The organism is Arcanobacterium pinnipediorum (assembly GCF_023973165.1).
Taxonomy (GTDB): domain Bacteria; phylum Actinomycetota; class Actinomycetes; order Actinomycetales; family Actinomycetaceae; genus Arcanobacterium; species Arcanobacterium pinnipediorum.
On sequence record NZ_CP099547.1, the window covers coordinates 852,081 to 873,122 of the forward strand.

Consider the following 21,042-nt stretch of genomic DNA (forward strand, 5'->3'; position numbering starts at 1 on the left):
GGTCAAGGTTAGGCATTTTAATGACAATTCATACGTGCACTAACCTGTGAGATGTTGCTTAACGGTTGATATGTTCAACCAGGGTGCGAAGCATGACTCCGGTAGCGCCCTTGGGCTGATAACCCCACTCAGATTCACGGTTAAAGGATGGGCCAGCGATATCAATATGAGCCCACGGAGTATCACCAACAAATTCTTTTAAGAATAAGCCAGCAACAAGCATGCCACCAAAGCGCGAACCAGAATTCTTCATGTCTGCACAATCGGAGTCAAGTGAAGAACGCAATTCTTGTGGCAATGGCATAGCCCAAGCCGGTTCACCGGCGCGATCAGCTGCCGCTACCACGCTGCTGCGAACGTCATCACTACCCATGATTCCAGTTGTGCGATTACCCAATGCCACCATTTGAGCACCAGTAAGGGTGGCAATATCGATAATTTCATCTGGATTTTCTTCGCAACTCATAATCAGACCGTCAGCCATCACAAGGCGACCTTCAGCATCAGTATTATTGATTTCAACCGATAGTCCATTGCGGTAGACGATGACATCATCGGGGCGACCAGCACTACCTGAAACCATATTTTCAGCTAGACATAACCACGCAACTACCTTGCGCTTAACACCAAGTTTGGCGGCAGCAATTGCGGCATACAAAACAGTTGCCGCACCGGTCATATCGGTCTTCATCTCGGTGATTGCAGTTGATGGCTTCAAGCTGTAACCACCGGTATCGAAGGTAATTCCCTTGCCAACAAGCGCCGTAAACCCGTGCGCATCGCTAGGATTGTATTCCACGCGCACCAAGCGAGGCGCACTAGCAGAGCCACGGCCAACTTGCAACAAACCGTTGAGTTTTTCAGCTTCTAAGGCTTGTTCGTCGAAAACAGTCACGCTCAGCCCGGCTTCGCGAGCAACTTTTTCAGCCTCTTGAGCGAAAGTGACCGGGTTCAGGTAGTTCGGCGTCGTGTTTTCTAAATCGCGCACCGCATTAACTGCTTCGGACAAAATAAGTGCTCGGTCAAGCACCTGCGAAGAACCAAAGTCAGAGACAACCTCAACTCGTGTAACACGGGCCTTAGCTGGCTTCTTGTAGGCGTCAAAGACGTATCCACCAAGATGTGCGCCCTCAACGATTGCACCGGCCTGGGCTGCGCTGGTATGTGGCAAACAAATAGTTATCGCCTCGCGCCCAGCACTGGCTCGTAGCGCGGCACCAGCCATGTGACGAAGGGATTCGGTTTCATGCTCAGTGCATAGCCCAACAGCTATGACTATTTTTGTTTCATCGGCTGGATTGACGATAGCCAATGTGGATAGTGGTTTAGCCGAAAAATCGAGAGTGGTTAGCGCCTGGGTAATGCGCTGTGCAAAACCTTCCTCGACTGGGGAAACAACTAAGATGGCGTCGTCTTTTTTAGTCACTGCGACGACGATATTGTTATGGAGATCGAGATCAGAAATAAAATGATAAGTAGTCATATATCTATCATAAGAGTCAGTCCAGCATATTGGCATGCTGGACTGAGTCTTTGACGCGATTCAAAGATCACGTTTGGTACTAAGCTATCTGGTTTTGCGAGCTGCTTTGGCTGCCTGATAATCTTCTTTGCTACTGCCAGCAGGGAATTCTCCCCGCTTGACTTGTGGGGAGGGCAGGCGCCAGCGAGGCATATACATTCCTCGCGAAAACATTTGCATGGAAAACCCGGAAGGAATCTCATCTGCGCCGAATTTGTGCGTTGCAAGAATCTTGGCTTTGCGTACGATCCATATCAGCTGTAGGACCATGATGACGAAGACGATATACAACCCGATTGTCGCACCAACGGCGACCTGCGGCCAATATGACATAAACACCGCGAGTAGGAGCAAAGGAATAATCAGCGGCATAAACCATTGCCCCCACGGTGCGGCGGCATCAATATAGTCTCGACCCCAGCGCCGGACGCGACCCCGATGAGCCGGAGGCATGTTCTTCTCATCACCCGTTCGCATAGCAGTTTGTTGCCGGTAGTACAATTCATTACTTTTTGCGCGATTCTCGGCTCGGAGTTTCTTCTTTTCTTCTTTTGACAGCGCAGAGGTCGATGCCACGATAGGGCGCTGACGAGCTCGTTGGGCTTCTTTTCGGCGCGGGGTAGGACCACCTTTCGGCGGCGTATACCCTTTTTCTTGTGGCACAGTAACGGTCTGCGGAGATTGCTGAGTTGAGTCTTTTTTGTGACCGAACACGAATAAATCCTTCACACTAAATGAAATTCCATCGCCTACTCTACCGGGTTTTCGGTCTTAGGCGGTAGTCTAGGAGTATGGATACGCAAAAGATTACTTCCCGCGTGGATAACGCGATGCCTCATGTTCTAGCTGAGCTCAAAGATTTTGTTGCAATACCGTCTATCTCGGCGTCAGCTTTTGATCAATCGACGATGGATACCTCGGCTCAATGGATCGCCCAGCGAGTTAAAGATCTCGGTTTAGAAACTGAGGTTATTAAGCTACATACCCCATCAGGTCTTGTGGGTCGGCCAGCCATTTTAGCTTCCCGCCCATCCCAACCTGGAAAACCAACGATTTTGCTCTATGCCCATCACGATGTCCAGCCGGTGGGTGAGGAGTCGGAATGGGATTCACAGCCGTTTGTGGCAGTGGAAAAAGATGGACGGCTCTACGGGCGTGGCACAGCTGACGATAAAGCCGGTGTTTTGGTTCATTTAGCTGCCATCGAAGCAGCCGATCCCGGGGTGGGGATTCGCCTGTTTATCGAAGGTGAGGAAGAGATCGGCTCCCCAACGTTCTCCGATTTTTTAACTGAGTATCGCGAAAAGCTCGAAGCTGATGTCATCGTCGTTGCCGATTCATCGAACTGGAGTGTCGGTAAGCCTTCATTGACGACGTCGTTGCGTGGAGTTGTGCGCCTTGACGTTAAAGTTTCTGTGCTCGACCACGCACTGCACTCAGGTTTTTTCGGCGGTCCGGTACTCGACGCCGTCGTCGTCGCTTCGCGATTGATCGCAACCTTACACGATGAAGATGGTAACGTCGCTGTTGCTGGGCTAGTTCAAGACGATTCGACCGACGTCGATTATCCTGAAGCTGATTTCCGGCGCGACGCCGGGCTCCTAGATGGCATTGAGCTTGCCGGGTCTGGATCGATTACTTCTCGACTGTGGACCAAGCCCGCAATTTCAGTCATCGGCATGGATATTACGCCAGTAGATGTGGCTTCTAATACCATTATTCCATCGGTGGATATGCTCATTTCGATGCGCGTTGCGCCCGGGCAAGATTCCATGGAAGCGGGCGAAATGCTTGCACAGCATCTACGAGATCACGTCCCGTTCGGTGCTCATATTGAAGTCTTGGTTGCTGAAGCCGGATCTGCGTTCTTGGCGCGAGAGTCAAGCCAGGTAACTGACATTGCACGTTGGGCGCTTAAAGAGGCTTGGGATGGCACTGATCCAGTTGACATCGGACAAGGCGGATCCATTCCATTTATTGCAGACCTTGCCGAAATGTTCCCTCAAGCTCAGATCCTTGTTACTGGAATTGAAGATCCGGATACTCGCGCGCATTCTGCCAACGAATCCTTGCATTTAGGTGATTTTAGGAATGCCATCGTCGCCGAAGCTCTCTTGTTGTCCCGACTAGGTGAGTAGATGAATATCGTTTTAGTGGCCACAGCGCTTCCGGGGTGTGAACCGGACGCTGTGGCCAATGCGGCGATTTCTGGATGGGGGAAAGCACGACCGGCAGATAACATCTCCATCATCATGGCCTCTGACGGAGAGCTCGTAGCACATGTGGGTACCGGCTTGTCACGAGTATTCCAGCACGATCATATTGATGCGCAAGCGATCGAATACCTCGATAATGATGGTCCGCGTCGAATATTGTGGACTTCTCGAACCGACCGTCGTGGTCTTATCGATCTTGCTGAAGCAGCCACATGGGAAGGAGTAAGTGATCCGCGTGGCTCTTCTCGCTTCCTTGCTCAAGATATTTTCCGAGCTCTGGATATGGGCTTAGATGAACTCCACATTCATCTTCCAGCCTTTATGTCTGGTTCTGATATCGGTCGCGGGCTACTCGAAGGACTAAGTGGGGTAGAACTTGAGTGGGATAGTGATAAGTTGCGACTTCGTGAGGCTGTTGACCAAGCTCGGCGTGCCATTGGTTCGTTGCGTTTAGTGGTCTCCTACTCCTATGGTCTTGAGTTATCTGGCTTTGATGGCTTAGCTCACGCCTGGCAAAAAGCAGGACTCGATCCCAGCATTGCGCAAAGGTTCCACAACGACGTCGCCCAATACGTCCATCATCTCCAGCGTCTACGCGCGCAGTGGGATCTGACAGCAACTACCCACGGTATTCACCGTTACGACGTCGATGGCGTCGGTGGTGGGCTGGGCCTTGTTTTTTCATTACTGCGAGCTCAGCTCCATCTAGTAGGGCAAAACCTTGTTTTCCCTCACGAAACGGCTGATCTCTATGTTTATGTGACCAACTCGGTAGGTCTGCATATCCCTAGTGGGGTTTCAGCGATGAGTCAGCAAGCCGAACACAGTGGCAGTCCAGCTATCTTAGTTGTCTGCCAAAGTCAGCTGTTGCGAGCCGAGCTAGCACGCCTAGGTTTGCACGGAATGTATCGCTTAGAGGCCACCAGAGATGACCTGGTTCTCTACCATGACGATATTGCCAATTTATTTACCCGGTTAGCTACCACATGGGGATGGGACGTATAGCTCATAGCGTATTAGTGGAATCATTGTGCGTGAGCCGATAACCTTAACCATGTCTATCTTTAATTGGAGGAAAAGATGAGTGAAATTGCTACCCACGCTGTTAGCCTCACCGATGTTGCTGCTGCAAAAGTTAAATCACTTCTAGAACAAGAAGGCCGCGATGATCTGCGTCTTCGTGTTGCAGTTCAGCCCGGTGGCTGTTCTGGACTGATGTATCAGCTCTACTTCGATGAGCGATTGCTAGATGGCGATGCGCTACGTGATTTCGACGGCGTTGAAGTCGTGGTCGATCGAATGTCGGTACCGTATCTCGATGGAGCTACCATCGATTTTGCTGATTCTATTGAGCGTCAGGGTTTCACGATTGATAATCCGAATGCCCAAGGCTCATGTGCGTGCGGTGAATCGTTCCACTGAGGTCTTGGCCTTGTGGAATAGATCCTGTACGCCTTTTAAAGGAGTAAGTTGTGAAGCGTTCAATTATGGCAGCATGTGCTGCACTCGTGCTTGGATTATCGGGTTGTGGAGCAGATTCTGCTGGCGAACAAAGTGTCGATAAAGCTGAGGTTGCACAAAAGTCTGTCCCGGGTACCGAACTACCCTCAGTTAAACTTGATGGCGTAAAGACTCGGTTGGAGTTTCCGGATTCTAATCCGCCCGAAGGGCTCCAGAAAGACGTTCTCGACGCCGGTATCGGCCGAGACATTGAAGAAACAGATTTTGTTATTGCCAACTATGTGGGCCAAGTTTGGGGTCAAGATAACCCCTTCGATTCATCATTTGCGCGCGGAAAACCAACTGGGTTTTCACTTCAGCAAGTTATTCCAGGCTGGACAAAAGGCTTAACTGGCTTGAAGCCAGGGGCAAAGGTTGTTTTGTCTATCCCATCCGATATGGGGTATGGGCCTTCGGGAGGAAATGCCCAAGCAGGTATCGGACCTGAGGATACGATAGCGTTCTACGTCGAAATTGTTGATGCTTATGGTGCACGTCAAGCTGGCGATCCGAATGCGACAGTGGAAACAGATATCGCCTCGTTGCCGGTAGAGATCAGTGGAAATTTGGGTGAACCTATTACGGTTCGGGTCAAAGAGGGTACACCTAATCCGACGGAAATTTCTACAACCGTTATCGCACGCGGCTCTGGTGCTCCAGTTGGTGGCGAAGGCTCAGGATTCTACGTCCAATATGCGCTGTCTCCGATCGATAATTCGAAATCAGAAGTGAGCTATGGGCAATCTGGACCAACTCGTTTTACTGTTGGTGCCGGATCAATCTTCGATGGTTTGAAGGATGTTCCAGTGGGGTCACGAGTTTTGATTATGGCCCCTGCAAACGAACAGCCAGGCTCAGAGAATCAATCTCCTGGATTTGCTGTTGTCGTTGATATTTTAGGCATTGACTGATCCCAAAATCTGCTGATCGTCAATGTGGTAGGTCAGAAAATCTAGCAATAAAATAAGTGGTGCGAGGTTAAACCTCGCACCACTTATTTTTACGACTTAATCAAGAACGGAATATTGATTATCGTTCGGTGAAAGTCAGGTGAGAATGAATCGGTTAGTAGACTTCATCGCAGAACGAGCTGGGCAGTATGCTCCTGAGCTTGCGCAAGGCGAGCAGCAACGTCTTGCCAATTAGCAAGGTTCCATATTGCCTTGACATAATCTGCCTTGACGTTGAGGTAGTCAAGATAGAAGGCGTGCTCCCACATGTCCACCATAAATAGTGGGATAGTTACCGCTGGAATGTTTCCTTGCTGGTCAAAGAGCTGGAAGATGGTGAGCTTTCCAGAAATCGTATCGTAGGCTAAAACAGCCCAGCCTGAGCCTTGGATACCTGTTGCTGCTGCAGTGAAGTGCTTTTTGAAGTCTTCAAATGAGCCGAAGGAATCCTTGATTGCTTCGAGGAGTTCACCTTCTGGTTCGCCGCCACCATCTGGTGAGAGGTTCTTCCAGAAAATGGAGTGGTTGGTGTGCCCACCAAGGTTAAACGCAAGATCTTTGGAGAACTGGTTGATCTTCGACAGGTCGCCAGCTTCGCGTGCTGCAGCAAGATTCTCTAACGCAGTGTTCGCACCAGTGACGTATGCAGCATGATGTTTATCGTGATGCAATTCCATGATCTTTCCGGAAATATGCGGTTCTAATGCGGCGTAGTCGTAGGGGAGTTCTGGGAGAGTGTAAATAGACATGTCGACCTCCGATGATCGTTATTTTAGGACTAAGGTCCACCTTGTCTTTCTATTATGCGCTACTTTTGAATCTTTTGTGAATAATTATTACTAACAGTGAACGCGCTTAACCAATGAGCTGTGTGGTGAACCATGTGTGTCAAGTCGTTCATAGTGGCGAAACAACGTAGACTAGGAACCAGTTAGTCACGTTTTACTCGGAGGTGGAGATGGATTCGCGTGTGAAAGTGCTGGTCTATTCAGATAACAGCGATGTCCGTGAGTCTGTGATGCGTAGCGTAGGTCGCAAAGTTTATGGAACCGGAGTCGGAATTGACTGGGTAGAAGGCGCTACTGCAGATGGCACGATTCTCAAAATCAAAGAAGCCGAAGAAAGCAATGCTCCATTTAATCTTCTGATCCTTGATGCTGAAACTCCCAAGCTTGGCGGTATCGGCTTAGGGAAAATGGTTCGCGATGAGATTAACGAAAACATCCCTTATATCATTCTGATTGCTCGTCCCCAAGATGAGTGGCTTGCACGCGTAGCAAAACCAGAAGCCATTTTGCCGTACCCGGTTGATGCAGCTGCGCTTTCAGCAACCGTTGAAAAACTGTTGGGTTAAGAACTATAGCGCTAAGAGCTCACAGGAGGGCTCAACAACTGGCGTTGGAGAATCTAGGACGCAGCCCGGTATCTTAGATATCCCAAAGCGAGTGCTCACTACCGGCTAGCGTTGGAAGCGTTATCTTTCGTGCATGAGTAACTGCAGTAGATAGTTTTTCGGGATGGGTAACTGCAATAATTCGCACCCCATCACGCCACAACCATTGAGATACACAACGTAATTCATCAGTTGAGACCGCATCGAATGGGCGCTGTGGAAGCGGAGCTAGCGGGTTGGCAACTACGAACTCAGTGGCGAACCTCCGCACTGCGTTTTCGTCTACAAAAATATGCGATTCACGAAATCTTCCATGATCGACAACTATAACTTCCCACGTATTGGGCTGGTTAACTGCAGGCGCAGCAGCAATGATTCGGCCAGCCTCAATAAGTGGAACGCACACCGAATGCGCAACCGCACCCTCCACGAGAGCATAAAGACATTCACGTTCGCCTTGGGCGGCCTCGAATCGTTCTTGGTGAGCCAAAGATTCCATCTTCTTCATCGTCTGGTTATGTATGTAATCAAGATTGCCCTGCAACGCCTGAGAAACTACATCCACGCTCTGGCGTTGCATAATACCGCTGCGGCACGGAGCATCACACAATCCTAATTCTTCCATGTGACACGACGGGCGCCCATCAGGTTGTGCGGGCAACACATCGGAACATGTGCGCAATCGTGAAACTGATTCCAATAGCTCCTTAGCTCGGTGCGCTGCAGATCTCCTGGTAAACGGGCCAAGCAACGAACGGAGTTGATCGCCAGGTGCTACGGTGGTGACTTTTAAGCGCGGATGCGCTTCGTTCGTCATACCCACCCAATACCGGGCACGCGGTCGAGAGCGTTTGTTATACCACGGCGTAATGTCACGGATAAGCCGGATTTCTAGAATTTGTGCTTCCAGGACAGTAGCTGTTGGTATCGCCTCAACTCGGCACGCAAGATCCACCATTTCATTGATACGTCTACGCTTTTCAGCTGCAGTAAAATATGAGCGAACTCGCCGATAAATATTCGCAGATACACCGATATACAATATTTCGTTATTTGGGCCAATAAATTGATAAACACCGCACCCTTTCGGTAATTCATCGGCCAAGGAAGCTTTTCGACGCCGGCTATTTGGAACCGATGAATGTGCAGTGAGTAAATCATTAACGTGAGTCACGCCTACAGAACCAAGGCGAGATAAAACACCATGCAAGACGTCAACCGTTGCCCGGGCATCATCTAAGGCGCGATGTATGGGAGTAGTATGTGCTCCAACAAAGCGTGCCAGTGAAGCTAACTTGTAATTCGGCACCTCATCTCGCGTAAAAACTCGGCGCGCGAGCTTGACGGTATCAACAGTAGCTCGCTTGGGAAATTGAAGATTAATAGCCTGGGCGGCTCCGCTTAGTTGCCCAATATCGAAACGAGCATTGTGTGCAACATAAATCAATTCCGGATCATGCCCAATAAATTCAATAAACGAGATCATCACCTGGGCCAATGGCGGGGCAGTTGCTACCATCGCATTAGTTATACCCGTCAAACGTGCAATAAAAGCAGGGATCGGAACACCGGGATTGATCAACGACTGAAATTCACCAATGACTTCCCCGCCACGAACCTTAACCGCACCGATTTCAGTTAACGAGTGCAATCCCGGTTTTTCGCCAGTTGTCTCAACATCGACGACGAGAAACGTGGCCTGATCAAGAGCCAGCTCCAAATCCTCAAACGCTAATTGTTCTGGTTCCAAAGGTGGCGCACCGCGCCGATGAACCGGCACGGTCTCGGTATCAATACGCCGCCCAGGCACAACCGTCTGGATATTTTTCATAACAACATTCTAAAGTGAGCCTCCACCACACAATGCTGTCACTACAGCCGAGCTCCGTCGTCGTTATCATCACTATTGGGTGGAGAATGCAAAATCACTGCTCCAACCGCACACCCCAACCCGGCAACTGCCGCAAGGATCCAAAGGTATTCTTCAAGTACGATAACGCCGTAAAATCCGGCGATAAACACCGCAATAAACACCGCACACAAACTCCACAAACCCGCAGCTAGTTGCGGAAAAGAACCCGAAGCCACCGGCGTGGCAGGAGGAAGATTTCGCGGATCGAATTCTTCGTCGTCCTCACTAGGAGTCCAATTGCGCGGGTCCGCATACGGGCGCGGCTGGTCGATGGAAATAAAATCTTTCCACTCAGCGTCGGCATCCCAGTTCGAAAGGTTGCCCAAATCATTATCTTCACGTGCCATAGTCCTAGCTTACAACCGGTAGACTAGGACAAGAGAAGCGGGAGCAACCCGCGTCACACATGAGAGGAAGGATACGGATGTCTATCCGTCGCGTAGCAATTCTTACCGCTGGAGGTTTTGCGCCATGCTTGTCCACCGCAGTAGGTGGCCTAATTGAGCACTACACCAAGGAAATGCCAGAAGCTGAAATCATCGGTTACCAGTATGGCTACCACGGTTTACTCACCGGAAACTACGTTGTTTTCGACGACGAAGCCCGAGCCAATGCAGCAACCTTAAAGAAGTTTGGTGGCTCACCAATCGGTAATTCCCGTGTTAAGCTCACCAACTCCCAAAACCTTGTCGATCGTGGTTTGATCAAGCCTGGTCAAAACGCTCTCGAAGTTGCTGCAGAGCAACTGCGCAAAGATGGCGTTGATGTTTTGCACACTATCGGTGGCGATGATACCAACACCACCGCAGCTGACCTGGCTGCATATCTACACGAGAACGATTACGAACTAACCGTTGTTGGTCTGCCAAAGACGATCGACAACGATATTGTTCCAATTCGTCAATCTCTAGGCGCCTACACGGCAGCTGAACAAGCATCGAAGTTCGCCCAGAACGTGATTGGTGAGCACCGTTCTAACCCACGTATGCTCATTATCCATGAAGTGATGGGTCGCGCTTGTGGGTACCTCACTGCGCAGGCGACTCACTACTACCGCGAGTGGCTCAACGAGCAAGAGTGGGTACCGTCAGCTGGTTTGTCCAAAGAACGTTGGGATGTCCATGCAGTCTACATTCCAGAAATCACCTTCGATCTCGATGTCGAAGGCTCACGGTTGCGCAAGATCATGGACGAGCAGGGCAATGTGAACATCTTCCTTTCCGAAGGTGCTGGCGTTGAAGAAATCATTGAAGAAATGCTCGAAGATGGTATCGAAGTAGAGCGAGATCCATTCGGTCACGTCAAGCTCGACACCATCAACCCAGGGCAGTGGTTTGCCAACCAGTTCGCAAAGATCATCGGTGCAGAAAAGGTCATGGTCCAAAAGTCGGGCTACTTCTCCCGTTCGGCTGCATCTAATCCTAAAGATCTTGAGCTCATCGAATCGATGGTTGAGTTGGCTGTCAAATCTGCTCAAGAGGGCGTCTCTGGCGTCATCGGACACGACGAAGAAGATAACGATACCTTAAAGGCAATCGACTTCAAGCGCATTGCTGGCCACAAGGCATTCGATGTCTCCCAGCCATGGTTCGCACAACTCATGGATGGTATCGGTCAAGAGTGGGAGCCAAAGCCTGCTCAGTAAGTAGATAACTCATCGTGGTGGCTGGCCGAGGCTCGATCAAAGGCCGGCCACCATGTATTTTCTTTCTCACCTCAACAAGACACGGAGCTTCGATAACGGGCATGACACATCGGGATATTCCACAAAGATTCCTGCCAATCTATCCAGACCAGGATCAAGTCGATATATCGCTGGACTATATCCGCCGCCAGCCCCCGATCGTCGCTACCGACGATATTGGAGAACTGACGAATTTGCTCGGTGATGCTGGGCGAGGGCAAGTTTTTGTGATTCAAGGCGGAGACTGTGCGGAGCGGTTTTCTGATACGACTCGCTCCCATGTGCGCGCCAAGATAGGTTCGCTTCTCCAAGCAGCGTTCATTGCCCACGTCAAGGGCCAGATTCCAGTTGTCACTGTCGGGCGCATTGCAGGTCAGTATGCGAAACCACGAAGCTTAGCCTATGAGGATCGAGATGGTATCTCCTTGCCCTCTTATCGTGGCGATGCCGTAAATTCGCATGTTTTCACCGCTCAAGCACGTACTCCTGATCCGCAGCGCCTCGTTCGGGCTGTTGAAAATGCTGCGCGCGCCTACCGCTACATCCAAGATCTCGAAAAATCACCATTCGTTTCATCCCGGTGTGCGTTAGAGTGGAATACGGCTAGCAATGAATCGGCGCAGTATAAAGAATTCGAGCAATTGGTGGGTGCGTCGCGCCCGGAGTATGCTCAGCGTATTTTTATCTCCCACGAGTCACTTTTGCCGTTTTATGAACAGGCTATGACTGATGAGGCTGGATATAATCGCGGGGCGCACATGCTATGGATTGGCGAACGTACCCGTTACATATCGAGCCCGCAGATTGCATATGCGCAGCAGGTTAATAACCCTATTGGAATCAAATTAGGTCCCAAAGCTAGACCATCTGATATCCACGATCTCATCCAAGCTCTTAACCCACACGGTAGTGCAGGACGGCTGAGTTTTATTCCGCGAATGGGTGCCCACCAATTGCGCAATGTACTTCCGCAGTTAATTCGTGCTGGGGTGGCAGATGGCCGGCCTGTTTCGTGGATCATCGATCCCATGCACGGCAACACATTGACGTATAACGGCCGAAAGATGCGGTTCTTGACCGACATTATCCAAGAAATCCACGATTTTTTTGAGGTGTGTGCGGCCGAAGGTATCGCTCCAGCAGGGATACATATTGAGTTTTCGGGCGAAAACTTGATGGAAATTGCAGATAGCCGAGAGTATCCCGAACTCGATGAGATCCTTGATGAAGCTTTGGTAGATCCGCGACTTAACCCGCGCCAACTATTCGATGTAGCTTTTGCCACCAGCCAGTTATTGGCTAAACAATACTGATTGTTACAGTAGAGCCGGGTCTAGCTTTGGATTGACCGAGTGGATCTTGTAACCGTACGGTACCAAACAATCCGCCTAAAATATTTTCAACCTTGACCTCAAAACCGGCTTCGTTAAGTTTTGCAACGGCTGCATCGCGTTGCAAGCCGATAACAGATGGGACCTCGATCAGCTCTGGACCTTTGGAAATCACGACCGTAACTTCATCGAGGCGATGGCCGTCGGCATCGGCTGGCGGATTTTGAGAAATGAAATGCCCCGCAGCTACAGTATCGGAAAACTCCTCAACTATCACCGGCGTCAAACCAGCTTCTTCAAGCGTGGCTATAATGTCGTCTTTCGTTAATGCTTTAAGATCGGGAATGGTTACTGGCGCTCTGCCAAGAGATACGGTATAGGTCATTTCGTTGTTATGCGGGATTGACTTCTTTGGCGCTATGCTTTGCGCTATGACGCCATCTTTTTCTACCGTGTCAGAATACTGCGTTACTTCCGATACATTATCTAGGCCGGCTTTGGCGAGGAGCTCTTTGGCTTCTTGCCCAGTTTTCCCAACGATGTCAGGGACTGTAGCGTAGCGGATTCCGTCAGAGACTGTGATAGTAACCATGGTGTCAGGGTGGATTCGAGACCCTCCAGCCGGTGTGGTTGCAATAACGTGGTCTTTGTCGATGGTATCGGAGTATTCGTACGCGAGGGAGACATCGAAGCCTTGCTCGGTGAGTTTTTCACTAGCTTGTGCAACAGATAGTCCTTCAACATCGGCAATGGTAATCCGCAGTCCTGGTCCGTATAAAAAGTACCACCCTAACGTAGTTGCTAGCGCGATCAGCACAGCGATGACGACGATGGGCCATCGGCGTCGTTTCTTAGCGACGACGTCGGCTCGTGGCTGGCGAGAGCGTCCTTGAGAATCGTTTGCCGGAAGGTTGTTAGGTTGGGGCAATGTATGCAATTGTTGGGTCTGAGTCGTGATGGGCTCAATCGTCTGGGGTTGAGTTAAGTGTTCGGTAGTGTTCACTGCCTCGGGTACGGCTTGGTGCGCAAAGACTGGAACCCGACGAATGGCAATATCTTCGGGGATTGAGCGAATGATATCGTCTAACGCATCGAGTGCTGCACTGGCATTGCGAGGGCGTTTTTGTGGATCTTTTGCAGTGAAAAGTCGAATGAGTGAATCAATGTGGGCCGGCATCCAGTCGGTTAGTTCGCTCAGATGTGGGATTTGAGCATTAACATGCTGATATGCGATAGCTACTGGTGTTTCGCCAGTATAAGGTAGCGAGCCGGCGATAAGCTCATAGAGCATCACTCCAACAGCATAAATATCTGCTGCAGGGCCAGCTACTGCATTTGTGACAAGTTCAGGAGCAACATAGGCTACTGTTCCTAACACAACTGCGGTTTGAGTTGAACTCGATGCTGCACGTGCCAGCCCAAAATCTGCTACCTGGGCATTGATAATTGGCTTTTCGATAATTGCACTGATGTCAAGTTCGCGGTCTAATAGGATATTTTCTGGCTTTACGTCGCGATGAATGACGTCAGCACTGTGGGCTACCGCGAGTGCTTGGAGAACTTGGCGAGTGATTGTTAGCGCTATGCCGATAGGTAGGGAGCCATGCTTTGATAACTGTGATCGAAGATCAGGTCCGGGAATCAATTGCATAACGAGGTAGGGAAGGTTCCCTAATGGGGTAGGGGCTACGCCTTGATCGTAGACGCTGACTACGTGAGGGCTAGATAATTTTGCAGCAGAGCGGGCTTCTCGGATGAAACGTTCTACGAAGTCTGGTTGTTCGGCAAGGTGGGAATGGATAATCTTTACTGCCACATCACGTTCGAGTCGAGTATCGTGAGCTCGGTAGACACTAGCCATGCCGCCTCTAGCTAGGCGAGAGACGATAATATAGCGATCGTCGATGGCGACGTTGAGCAGTGGATCTGAGTTCACATCTTTTAGGATATCGGCAAAAGCCGACTACGTGTGTAGTCGGCTTTTGCGTGTCGGTGTGGCAATACTCTTAGAAACGTTGCATTGCCGCCTTAATTTTTGCTACATATTGAACTGTATCTGGGCGCATGCCATATTTTTGGACGCCGCCTAGTCCTTGATAGTAGCCTGCAACGGCTTGGTCAAAGTCGTCGCCATGCTGGTGGAGGTAGCGGATAATAGCAACTCCGGCAACGACGTTATCGTAGGGGTCAAGAAGGTTGAGTTCACGTCCCACGAGTGTTCCTGCCCACTGGCCAGACGAAGGGATAACTTGCATAACTCCGATAGCATTTGCCGGTGAGACTGCACTGGCATCAAAACCAGATTCGATATATGCGTGTGCGAGTGCGAGTCGCGGATCGACTCCCATCTGTGCCGCTACTTCACGCACGATGTGTTGCATGTGTTCGCGCGAAGGTAGATCTTGGTTGATTAAGGCGAACTTGTTTTCGTTTGCAGCATCCACAACTTCTTGTGCGTAGGTGTATCCGGGGAAGTTATTTTCCACAAGACGCTTTCCAGGAGCGGGTGTTGCTGGAGTTGTTGCGCTAGAGCTAGGTGCCGATGTGGTCGTAGCTGTGATACGCAATTGTTGGCCAGGGAAAATGACATTGGGATTGGCAATGTTGTTCAATGCAACTAAGTCATTGAGCGCAATATTGAATTTGCGTGCAATGTGCCCGAGTGTATCTCCGGTCTGGACGACGTAGGTCTGGTTGGCATTTTGTTGCTCATCAGCTGCGATATCTGGGGTTGCAGGAGCTGGAGCCGGAGCAGGAGCTGGTGCTGGAGCCGGAGCCGGAGCCGGAGCCGGAGTGGGTGCCACAGATGGTTGAGCGGAGCTAAGAGTTAATATTTGCCCGGGGAAGATAAGGTTCGGATTTGAAATCGCGTTGGTGGCAACAAGTGCGCTAACTGTGGTGTTAAACCGTTGGGCAATGGCGCTGAGGCTATCACCTAGTTTGACAGTGTAGGTAGATGCGCTATGTGCCGTAGCTGGGGTTGATTGCGGTGGCAGTTGTGTTGGAGGAATATCTCGAATCGCCGGCGTGCGCACGGGAAGTTTGAGATGTTGACCAACGCGAATGAGTGCAGAAGGACCAAGATTATTCATCTGAATAATTTCAGCCATCGGTACCCCGGTACGCTGCGATATGCCCCAAACAGTGTCACCAGGTCGCACTTGATAACTCATCGTCAATGTCTGTTGTGCCGGTTGAGTATGAAGTGGGGCACGTTGTGGAGTGTGAGATTGGTGAGTTACCGCAGAAGCGGCGGTTGGTGCTAGCAAGGTGACAGCAGTTGCTGTTGCGAGAGCAGCGTTTGATCGCGACTTCCACGTGGCCATAAATCCTCCAGGGACACGATGCACCAGTTACTAATGTTAAAGATGGTGCAGTTGATGTATTTGTTATAAATGAGAATAGTTTATTTATCGGCGTGTTTCTACCTAACCATCGAAATTGAGCGATATTATTCTCTGATGAGCGTTGAGCATGAAGATAATGTATGGCTTTCCATACCCGAAGTTGCCGAGCTACTTGGCCTACGGCAGCGCGACATTCGCTCTGCTATCGCTGAGCATAAGATCATTGCCGTGCGTCGTGGGGAAAATAATGCATGGGCGCTACACCGCCAACAATTGGTAGTATCTGAAACCACTGCGGATATACTGCCTTCATTGCCCGGCACAATCACCACGCTGCGTGATAACGGGTTTGACGATGAAGAAGCCTTATCTTGGCTAACTACCTATAACGAACAGTTGCACAGCACACCGCTAGAGGCACTACATAGTGGAAATATTCATGCGGTGCGACGTGCGATTCTCATGCTCGCTTTCTAAGCGGTGCGCCGATGAAGAGCGTGGGTTAATTCAGTTAAAATTGTTGACTGCCGAGGCAAGTTATCGCGCGCGTCTTGCTCACGAACAGCGATTAACTCTTCATGCCTATCGTAGGCGCCACACGAGATCATGATCTCTTTAACTAGGTGGAGTTGAGAGCTGGTAACAGGCTTACCTAAATGTGCATCGATAAAATCTCGCTCCGAATCTTGACACATATGCCGAGTCAATGCCAGAAGTACTGTTCGTTTTCCTTCACTAAAATCGCTTCCAGCAGGTTTTCCGGTCACTGCTGAGTCGCCGAAAATGCCAAGTTCATCATCGCGGAGTTGAAAAGCCTCGCCAAGCGGGCGAGCAAATAATGTTAGCTGGTCCAGGGCAGTTGAATCTGCACCGGCGAGCGAAGCGCCCAAGAGAACAGGTAACTCCACCGAATAGCGTGCAGACTTGTGTAACAAAACTAAAAATGCGTCCGAAAGTGCGCGTTCGACGTCGTTATCAACGTCGGTAAATTCGGCGCGCATATCCATGTATTGCCCGAATGCTGTTTGAGCCGTCATCGTGGCGAATAACTGTGAAGCTGAGCGGAAATCTGCATCGGATGCAGGTTGGCGAGCAAACTCCTCACCAGCGAGTGAGAGCAGATAATCTCCGAGTAGAAGCGCACTATGGCGCCCAAAAACATCTTTAGCCCCTAAGAGATTTTGTGCACTGTGCGTTGCGGCAAACAACTGGTGGGTGGAGGTTATTCCACGGCGAGTATCAGCATCGTCGATAATATCGTCATGAACAAGAGCTGACGCCTGATAAATCTCAGTTGCCACGGCAGCATGAAGTGGAAGATCTGATGATGATGGTCGTATCGCTTGAAAACCACCGCCAACAAAGAGAGCGCGGGTTCGTTTTCCACCCGAACTTAACTGGCGGGCAGGGCTGATAAATTCAGTGAAGAGCTCTCGAGCACGCACACTATCAACGAAATCGGGAACCTCATCCAAGAGTGTGAGAAGGCGCTGGGAGACTGCCGAACGAAAATGGGAACTGATCACGTGTATAACAATAGCGGGTTGTCCACAGTTAAGCCTACTGGATTGGGTTTCCACAAGAAGAGAAAAATTGAAGAAGTCAGAGGTTCAAACCTGTTTGACTAAACGACATGAAAACATATCTTATTACTTCCAAGGAACAATGCCTCATCTACGCTCCACAGATCACTGCGGATGAATTAGGCAGCGACCATAATATCGTCTACGTTTGTGCCTTAGGTGCATACCAAGAACATTACAGACTATTGGCCACCATGCGCATCGATTTAGATGCCTGCCAATCTGCTAATGTCATTGGGCGAAATATCGCTGAATTCATCTGCGATACTCAACCCCACGAAGTGGTTATGTGCTGGGCTTTAGCACCCGGGATGACGGCGGTAGTCGATCGCCAGCTAGAGATCTCATCACAACACCACCGGCAGATACTTATTGACACAGTCACGAAAAGTTATGCGATCCTTGCAAAGTCGCCACATCCGCACTTTGTGAAGTTTGCGGTACTCGTCACCGATGCAACCGTATGGTCAACTGCCTCGGTAGTTAGCGATAAGGAGGTAAGATTTGATCTTGCGCGCAGGGTGGATAAGATCCGAATGCCACCAAAGACCGATAGCAACGAAGAAGAACCCTCACCTAATATCACAGTGGCAGGGATTTGGCGGCGCGTATCGATCACACGTCGAATGACGAGCATCGAGACTGAAAATGCTCTGCGCTCTGAACCAGAATCGATCAACGGGATTAGACTGTGGTCAAACAGTATTGACAAAGTAACCCACTGTGAACAAAGTTTAACGCCCAGCACTCTCCTTTTTCTGCTAGGAAACAAAGAGCGAATCGGGAAGCTAAATGCGGCATTGTATGATTCCCAAATCAGAGATCGAATCTTGCTATGGGCAATTAGTGACATAGATCTGCGCGCCGATGTGCCATGGGCGGATTGTTACCAGCTCATTCGTTCCACTGCAATGTCGCAAGCTCTCATAGATCGTGCTCGGCTCGCGATTGATATCTTGAATGCATGCGCAAGTTTTTCAGCTGATGATTCTCCATGCGCCTATGCGACAATCGCCTATCTATATTGGTGGATCGGTGAGGTTCATCTGGCACGCCAGGCAGTGGAGCTCGCCTTGGATTCGAATGAGAACTATCGGTTAGCTCAGCTCATGGACGCCATCCTCACCGGACGAATTATGCCACCATGGTTTACCGCTGGTCGCCAGAAAAGCGATTAGATAACACCAGCGCCACGAGCTGACAAAAGTGCAAGGAGGCATTATGTGGCATTAGTCATAGCTGTAAAAATCTCTGGTAATACGTGGTAACGCGCGTATTTCGAAGTATTAGTTAGCTAAAAGTGGAATAAAGTGCGCCTACCCAACGTTCAATTACTGCCCTCGATGCGGATTATAAACGCTAATCACGCTATAATGGAAGGGCTTATTGGGCTTTGCCTCCACACGAAAGGTACCACGTGACTGCTTCTACCCGTTACTCTGAAAAACTCCAGGCGTACTCTGATGCTTCGGAGCTTGCCAAGCTTCGGGTGCCGGAACTGAAAAAAATTGCGTCAGATCTCGGCTTATCGCTACCGGCAAAAACAGTCAAAGCTACTTATATTGAGACTATCGTTGACCACGTAGAAAGCGCCAATCTTGCGCAGCCAGCTTCTAAAGGCGAGCCGGCTGCCAAGGAGAAGCCAAAATCGAAGAAAGCCAGCTCAGCAAAGGCTGATGATGTCGATGAAATCGAGTCCGATGATTCTGAAGAAGAGCTCGATAACGTCGATGAATTGCTCGATTCTCCAGATGAGCCCGATACTCTCGAGGAAGAAGATGTTGAACTCGACGTCGATGTAGATCTAGACGAAACCGACGACGATCCAGATGAAAGCGGCGATGAGGAAAGCGCTGAGTCTGAAGATAGCGCTGACGAAGCTGGCGATGAGTCCGAAACGGAATCAGAAACGACAACTCGGCGTTCAGGTGCTTTTATCGTCCGAGATTCAGATGATACCGACGAACCTATTCAGCGAGTCCACGTTGCCGGTGCAACTGCCGATCCTGTCAAAGACTACCTCAAGCAGATCGGCAAGGTAGCTCTGTTAAACGCCGAAGAAGAAGTTGAACTCGCTAAGCGCATCGAAGCTGGATTGTTTGCACAACACATTCTCGATACAACCGATATCGATGATGTGCGCCAGCGCCGGGAACTAGAAATTATTTCCCGAGATGGGCACAAAGCAAAAAACCATCTTCTTGAAGCTAATCTACGACTCGTTGTATCACTGGCAAAACGCTACACTGGCCGCGGAATGCTATTCTTGGATTTGATCCAAGAGGGCAATCTCGGACTCGTTCGTGCAGTGGAGAAGTTTGATTATGCCAAGGGATACAAATTCTCAACCTACGCCACGTGGTGGATTCGTCAAGCAATCACGCGCGCTATGGCAGACCAAGCTCGCACGATTCGCATTCCAGTGCATATGGTTGAAGTTATTAACAAGCTTGCGCGAGTACAGCGGCAGATGTTACAAGATTTAGGTCGCGAACCTACTGTCGAAGAACTGGCTCACGAGCTAGATATGAGTGAAGATAAAGTGATTGAGGTCCAAAAGTATGGACGCGAACCTATCTCACTCCACACGCCACTAGGAGAAGATGGCGATTCAGAATTTGGTGATCTCATTGAAGATTCGGAAGCAGTGGTTCCAGCCGATGCGGTTGGTTTCACCCTCCTCCAAGAGCAACTCCATCAGGTCCTCGATACGCTCTCCGAACGTGAAGCCGGAGTTGTCTCCATGCGATTTGGATTAACAGACGGGCAACCAAAGACTCTCGATGAAATCGGAAAAGTCTATGGAGTAACCAGAGAACGTATTCGCCAGATCGAATCTAAGACGATGTCAAAGCTTCGCCATCCATCTCGATCGCAAGTCCTGCGTGATTATCTCGATTAATCATCGCCAACAGCGAACTATTGAGCCACAGGTGATAAACCCGCTGGAAATCAGGTCAGCGCTGGAATAGAACTACGAACGGGTCCGGTCATGCCATGGGCGTGCCCGGGCCCATTCGCATGGTTGGACTCTTTCACCTCGGCGATTACGCGCACTGTGTGTTACTCGTAGACCACGCGCTTCAGCCTGAACATAGTAGCGAAATAGTTCTGCGCATGTTAACGCATCCGGTAACGCGCGATGGATGATCGGCGTCTCGATATTGAGCCGCTGCGCCAATCCCGCCAACGAGTGCGAACCGTCAGAACAGTAGATACGTGACTGATCCATGGTACACACTGCGTGGTGGCGTTCGAAATTGAGCGGCAGAGCGCTTCGTTCACTTTCACAATTGAGAAATGCCATATCAAACACAACATTATGTGCGATGAGGATACGGTGGTTGAAAAGTTTGATAAGACTCGGAAGTAGTTGACTAAAAGTAGGAGCGTTAGCTACGCCCTGATCGTCAATATGATGGATATGGGTAGCACTAACTGCTACCTGCGGATTAACAATTGATGTGAAGAACGCTTCTTGTTCTAACTTCTGGTTAAGTAGCACCACACCGACTTCGACGATTCGATCCCTATGCGGGTCAAGCCCGGTAGTCTCGAGGTCTACAACAGCATAGTCCATTCCATCCTCCGCGGCGCACTCATT

19 protein-coding genes are annotated in these 21,042 nt (G+C 50.0%); 10 read left to right on the plus strand and 9 right to left on the minus strand.

Annotation, left to right across the window (positions count from 1 at the left end):
• Positions 1-58 precede the first annotated feature (58 nt).
• Both NG665_RS03750 and NG665_RS03755 read right to left on the minus strand, forming a co-directional pair.
• The gene (locus NG665_RS03750; protein WP_252673947.1) at positions 59-1,483 is read right to left on the minus strand and encodes a leucyl aminopeptidase; all 1,425 of its coding nucleotides are present in this window, start codon (positions 1,481-1,483) and stop codon (positions 59-61) included.
• 84 nt (positions 1,484-1,567) lie between these two features.
• Complete coding sequence (locus tag NG665_RS03755) at positions 1,568-2,236, minus strand: DUF3043 domain-containing protein (protein ID WP_252673948.1); 669 nt, start codon at positions 2,234-2,236, stop codon at positions 1,568-1,570.
• 77 nt (positions 2,237-2,313) lie between these two features.
• On the opposite strand from NG665_RS03755, the gene NG665_RS03760 reads away from it, so the two are divergent.
• The 4 genes from NG665_RS03760 to NG665_RS03775 all read left to right on the plus strand — a co-directional run bounded on the left by NG665_RS03760 (position 2,314) and on the right by NG665_RS03775 (position 6,149).
• On the plus strand, positions 2,314-3,660 hold the full coding sequence (locus NG665_RS03760; protein WP_252673949.1) for a dipeptidase: 1,347 nt from the start codon (positions 2,314-2,316) through the stop codon (positions 3,658-3,660).
• Positions 3,661-4,743, plus strand: a complete 1,083-nt coding sequence (locus NG665_RS03765) for a hypothetical protein (RefSeq protein WP_252673950.1) — start codon at positions 3,661-3,663, stop codon at positions 4,741-4,743. It abuts the gene before it with no gap.
• A 75-nt stretch (positions 4,744-4,818) separates the two neighbouring features.
• Positions 4,819-5,160 (plus strand): iron-sulfur cluster insertion protein ErpA, encoded by a 342-nt coding sequence (gene erpA, locus NG665_RS03770; protein ID WP_252673951.1) that lies wholly within the window; start codon positions 4,819-4,821, stop codon positions 5,158-5,160.
• A 50-nt stretch (positions 5,161-5,210) separates the two neighbouring features.
• Complete coding sequence (locus tag NG665_RS03775) at positions 5,211-6,149, plus strand: FKBP-type peptidyl-prolyl cis-trans isomerase (protein ID WP_252673952.1); 939 nt, start codon at positions 5,211-5,213, stop codon at positions 6,147-6,149.
• A 164-nt stretch (positions 6,150-6,313) separates the two neighbouring features.
• Here NG665_RS03775 and NG665_RS03780 read toward each other — a convergent pair whose 3' ends face one another.
• A complete protein-coding gene (locus NG665_RS03780) occupies positions 6,314-6,937 on the minus strand; it encodes a superoxide dismutase (RefSeq protein WP_252673953.1) in 624 nt (207 codons plus the stop codon).
• A 209-nt stretch (positions 6,938-7,146) separates the two neighbouring features.
• Between NG665_RS03780 and NG665_RS03785 the strand changes: the two genes are divergently transcribed.
• The gene (locus NG665_RS03785) at positions 7,147-7,542 is read left to right on the plus strand and encodes a response regulator (protein WP_252673954.1); all 396 of its coding nucleotides are present in this window, start codon (positions 7,147-7,149) and stop codon (positions 7,540-7,542) included.
• 73 nt (positions 7,543-7,615) lie between these two features.
• On the opposite strand, the gene NG665_RS03790 is transcribed toward NG665_RS03785, so the two are convergent.
• A complete protein-coding gene (locus NG665_RS03790; RefSeq protein ID WP_252673955.1) occupies positions 7,616-9,412 on the minus strand; it encodes a DEDD exonuclease domain-containing protein in 1,797 nt (598 codons plus the stop codon).
• Between the two features lie 41 nt (positions 9,413-9,453).
• Positions 9,454-9,840 (minus strand): hypothetical protein, encoded by a 387-nt coding sequence (locus NG665_RS03795; RefSeq protein WP_252673956.1) that lies wholly within the window; start codon positions 9,838-9,840, stop codon positions 9,454-9,456.
• Between the two features lie 77 nt (positions 9,841-9,917).
• On the opposite strand from NG665_RS03795, the gene NG665_RS03800 reads away from it, so the two are divergent.
• Complete coding sequence (locus tag NG665_RS03800) at positions 9,918-11,138, plus strand: pyrophosphate--fructose-6-phosphate 1-phosphotransferase (RefSeq protein WP_252673957.1); 1,221 nt, start codon at positions 9,918-9,920, stop codon at positions 11,136-11,138.
• Between the two features lie 101 nt (positions 11,139-11,239).
• Positions 11,240-12,490 (plus strand): 3-deoxy-7-phosphoheptulonate synthase, encoded by a 1,251-nt coding sequence (locus NG665_RS03805; protein WP_252673958.1) that lies wholly within the window; start codon positions 11,240-11,242, stop codon positions 12,488-12,490.
• Here NG665_RS03805 and pknB read toward each other — a convergent pair.
• Positions 12,477-14,444 (minus strand): Stk1 family PASTA domain-containing Ser/Thr kinase, encoded by a 1,968-nt coding sequence (gene pknB, locus NG665_RS03810; RefSeq protein WP_252673959.1) that lies wholly within the window; start codon positions 14,442-14,444, stop codon positions 12,477-12,479. The two genes, NG665_RS03805 and pknB, sit on opposite strands and share 14 nt — an antisense overlap.
• Before the next feature lie 70 nt (positions 14,445-14,514).
• Positions 14,515-15,834, minus strand: a complete 1,320-nt coding sequence (locus tag NG665_RS03815; protein ID WP_252673960.1) for a lytic transglycosylase domain-containing protein — start codon at positions 15,832-15,834, stop codon at positions 14,515-14,517.
• Between the two features lie 135 nt (positions 15,835-15,969).
• On the opposite strand from NG665_RS03815, the gene NG665_RS03820 reads away from it, so the two are divergent.
• Positions 15,970-16,332, plus strand: a complete 363-nt coding sequence (locus NG665_RS03820; protein ID WP_252673961.1) for an Rv2175c family DNA-binding protein — start codon at positions 15,970-15,972, stop codon at positions 16,330-16,332.
• Here the strand turns inward: NG665_RS03820 and NG665_RS03825 are convergent.
• Positions 16,329-17,381, minus strand: a complete 1,053-nt coding sequence (locus NG665_RS03825; protein ID WP_252673962.1) for a polyprenyl synthetase family protein — start codon at positions 17,379-17,381, stop codon at positions 16,329-16,331. The two genes, NG665_RS03820 and NG665_RS03825, sit on opposite strands and share 4 nt — an antisense overlap.
• Positions 17,382-17,488: 107 nt before the next feature.
• Here NG665_RS03825 and NG665_RS03830 point away from each other — a divergent pair, with 107 nt between their 5' ends.
• Positions 17,489-18,616 carry a DUF4192 family protein gene (locus NG665_RS03830; RefSeq protein ID WP_252673963.1) on the plus strand — a complete coding sequence of 376 codons (1,128 nt, stop codon included), beginning with the start codon at positions 17,489-17,491 and terminating at the stop codon, positions 18,614-18,616.
• Between the two features lie 239 nt (positions 18,617-18,855).
• On the plus strand, positions 18,856-20,340 hold the full coding sequence (locus NG665_RS03835; protein WP_252673964.1) for an RNA polymerase sigma factor: 1,485 nt from the start codon (positions 18,856-18,858) through the stop codon (positions 20,338-20,340).
• 72 nt (positions 20,341-20,412) lie between these two features.
• Here the strand turns inward: NG665_RS03835 and NG665_RS03840 are convergent, their stop codons facing one another.
• Positions 20,413-21,018 (minus strand): 3'-5' exonuclease, encoded by a 606-nt coding sequence (locus NG665_RS03840; protein WP_252673965.1) that lies wholly within the window; start codon positions 21,016-21,018, stop codon positions 20,413-20,415.
• Positions 21,019-21,042: the final 24 nt, after the last annotated feature.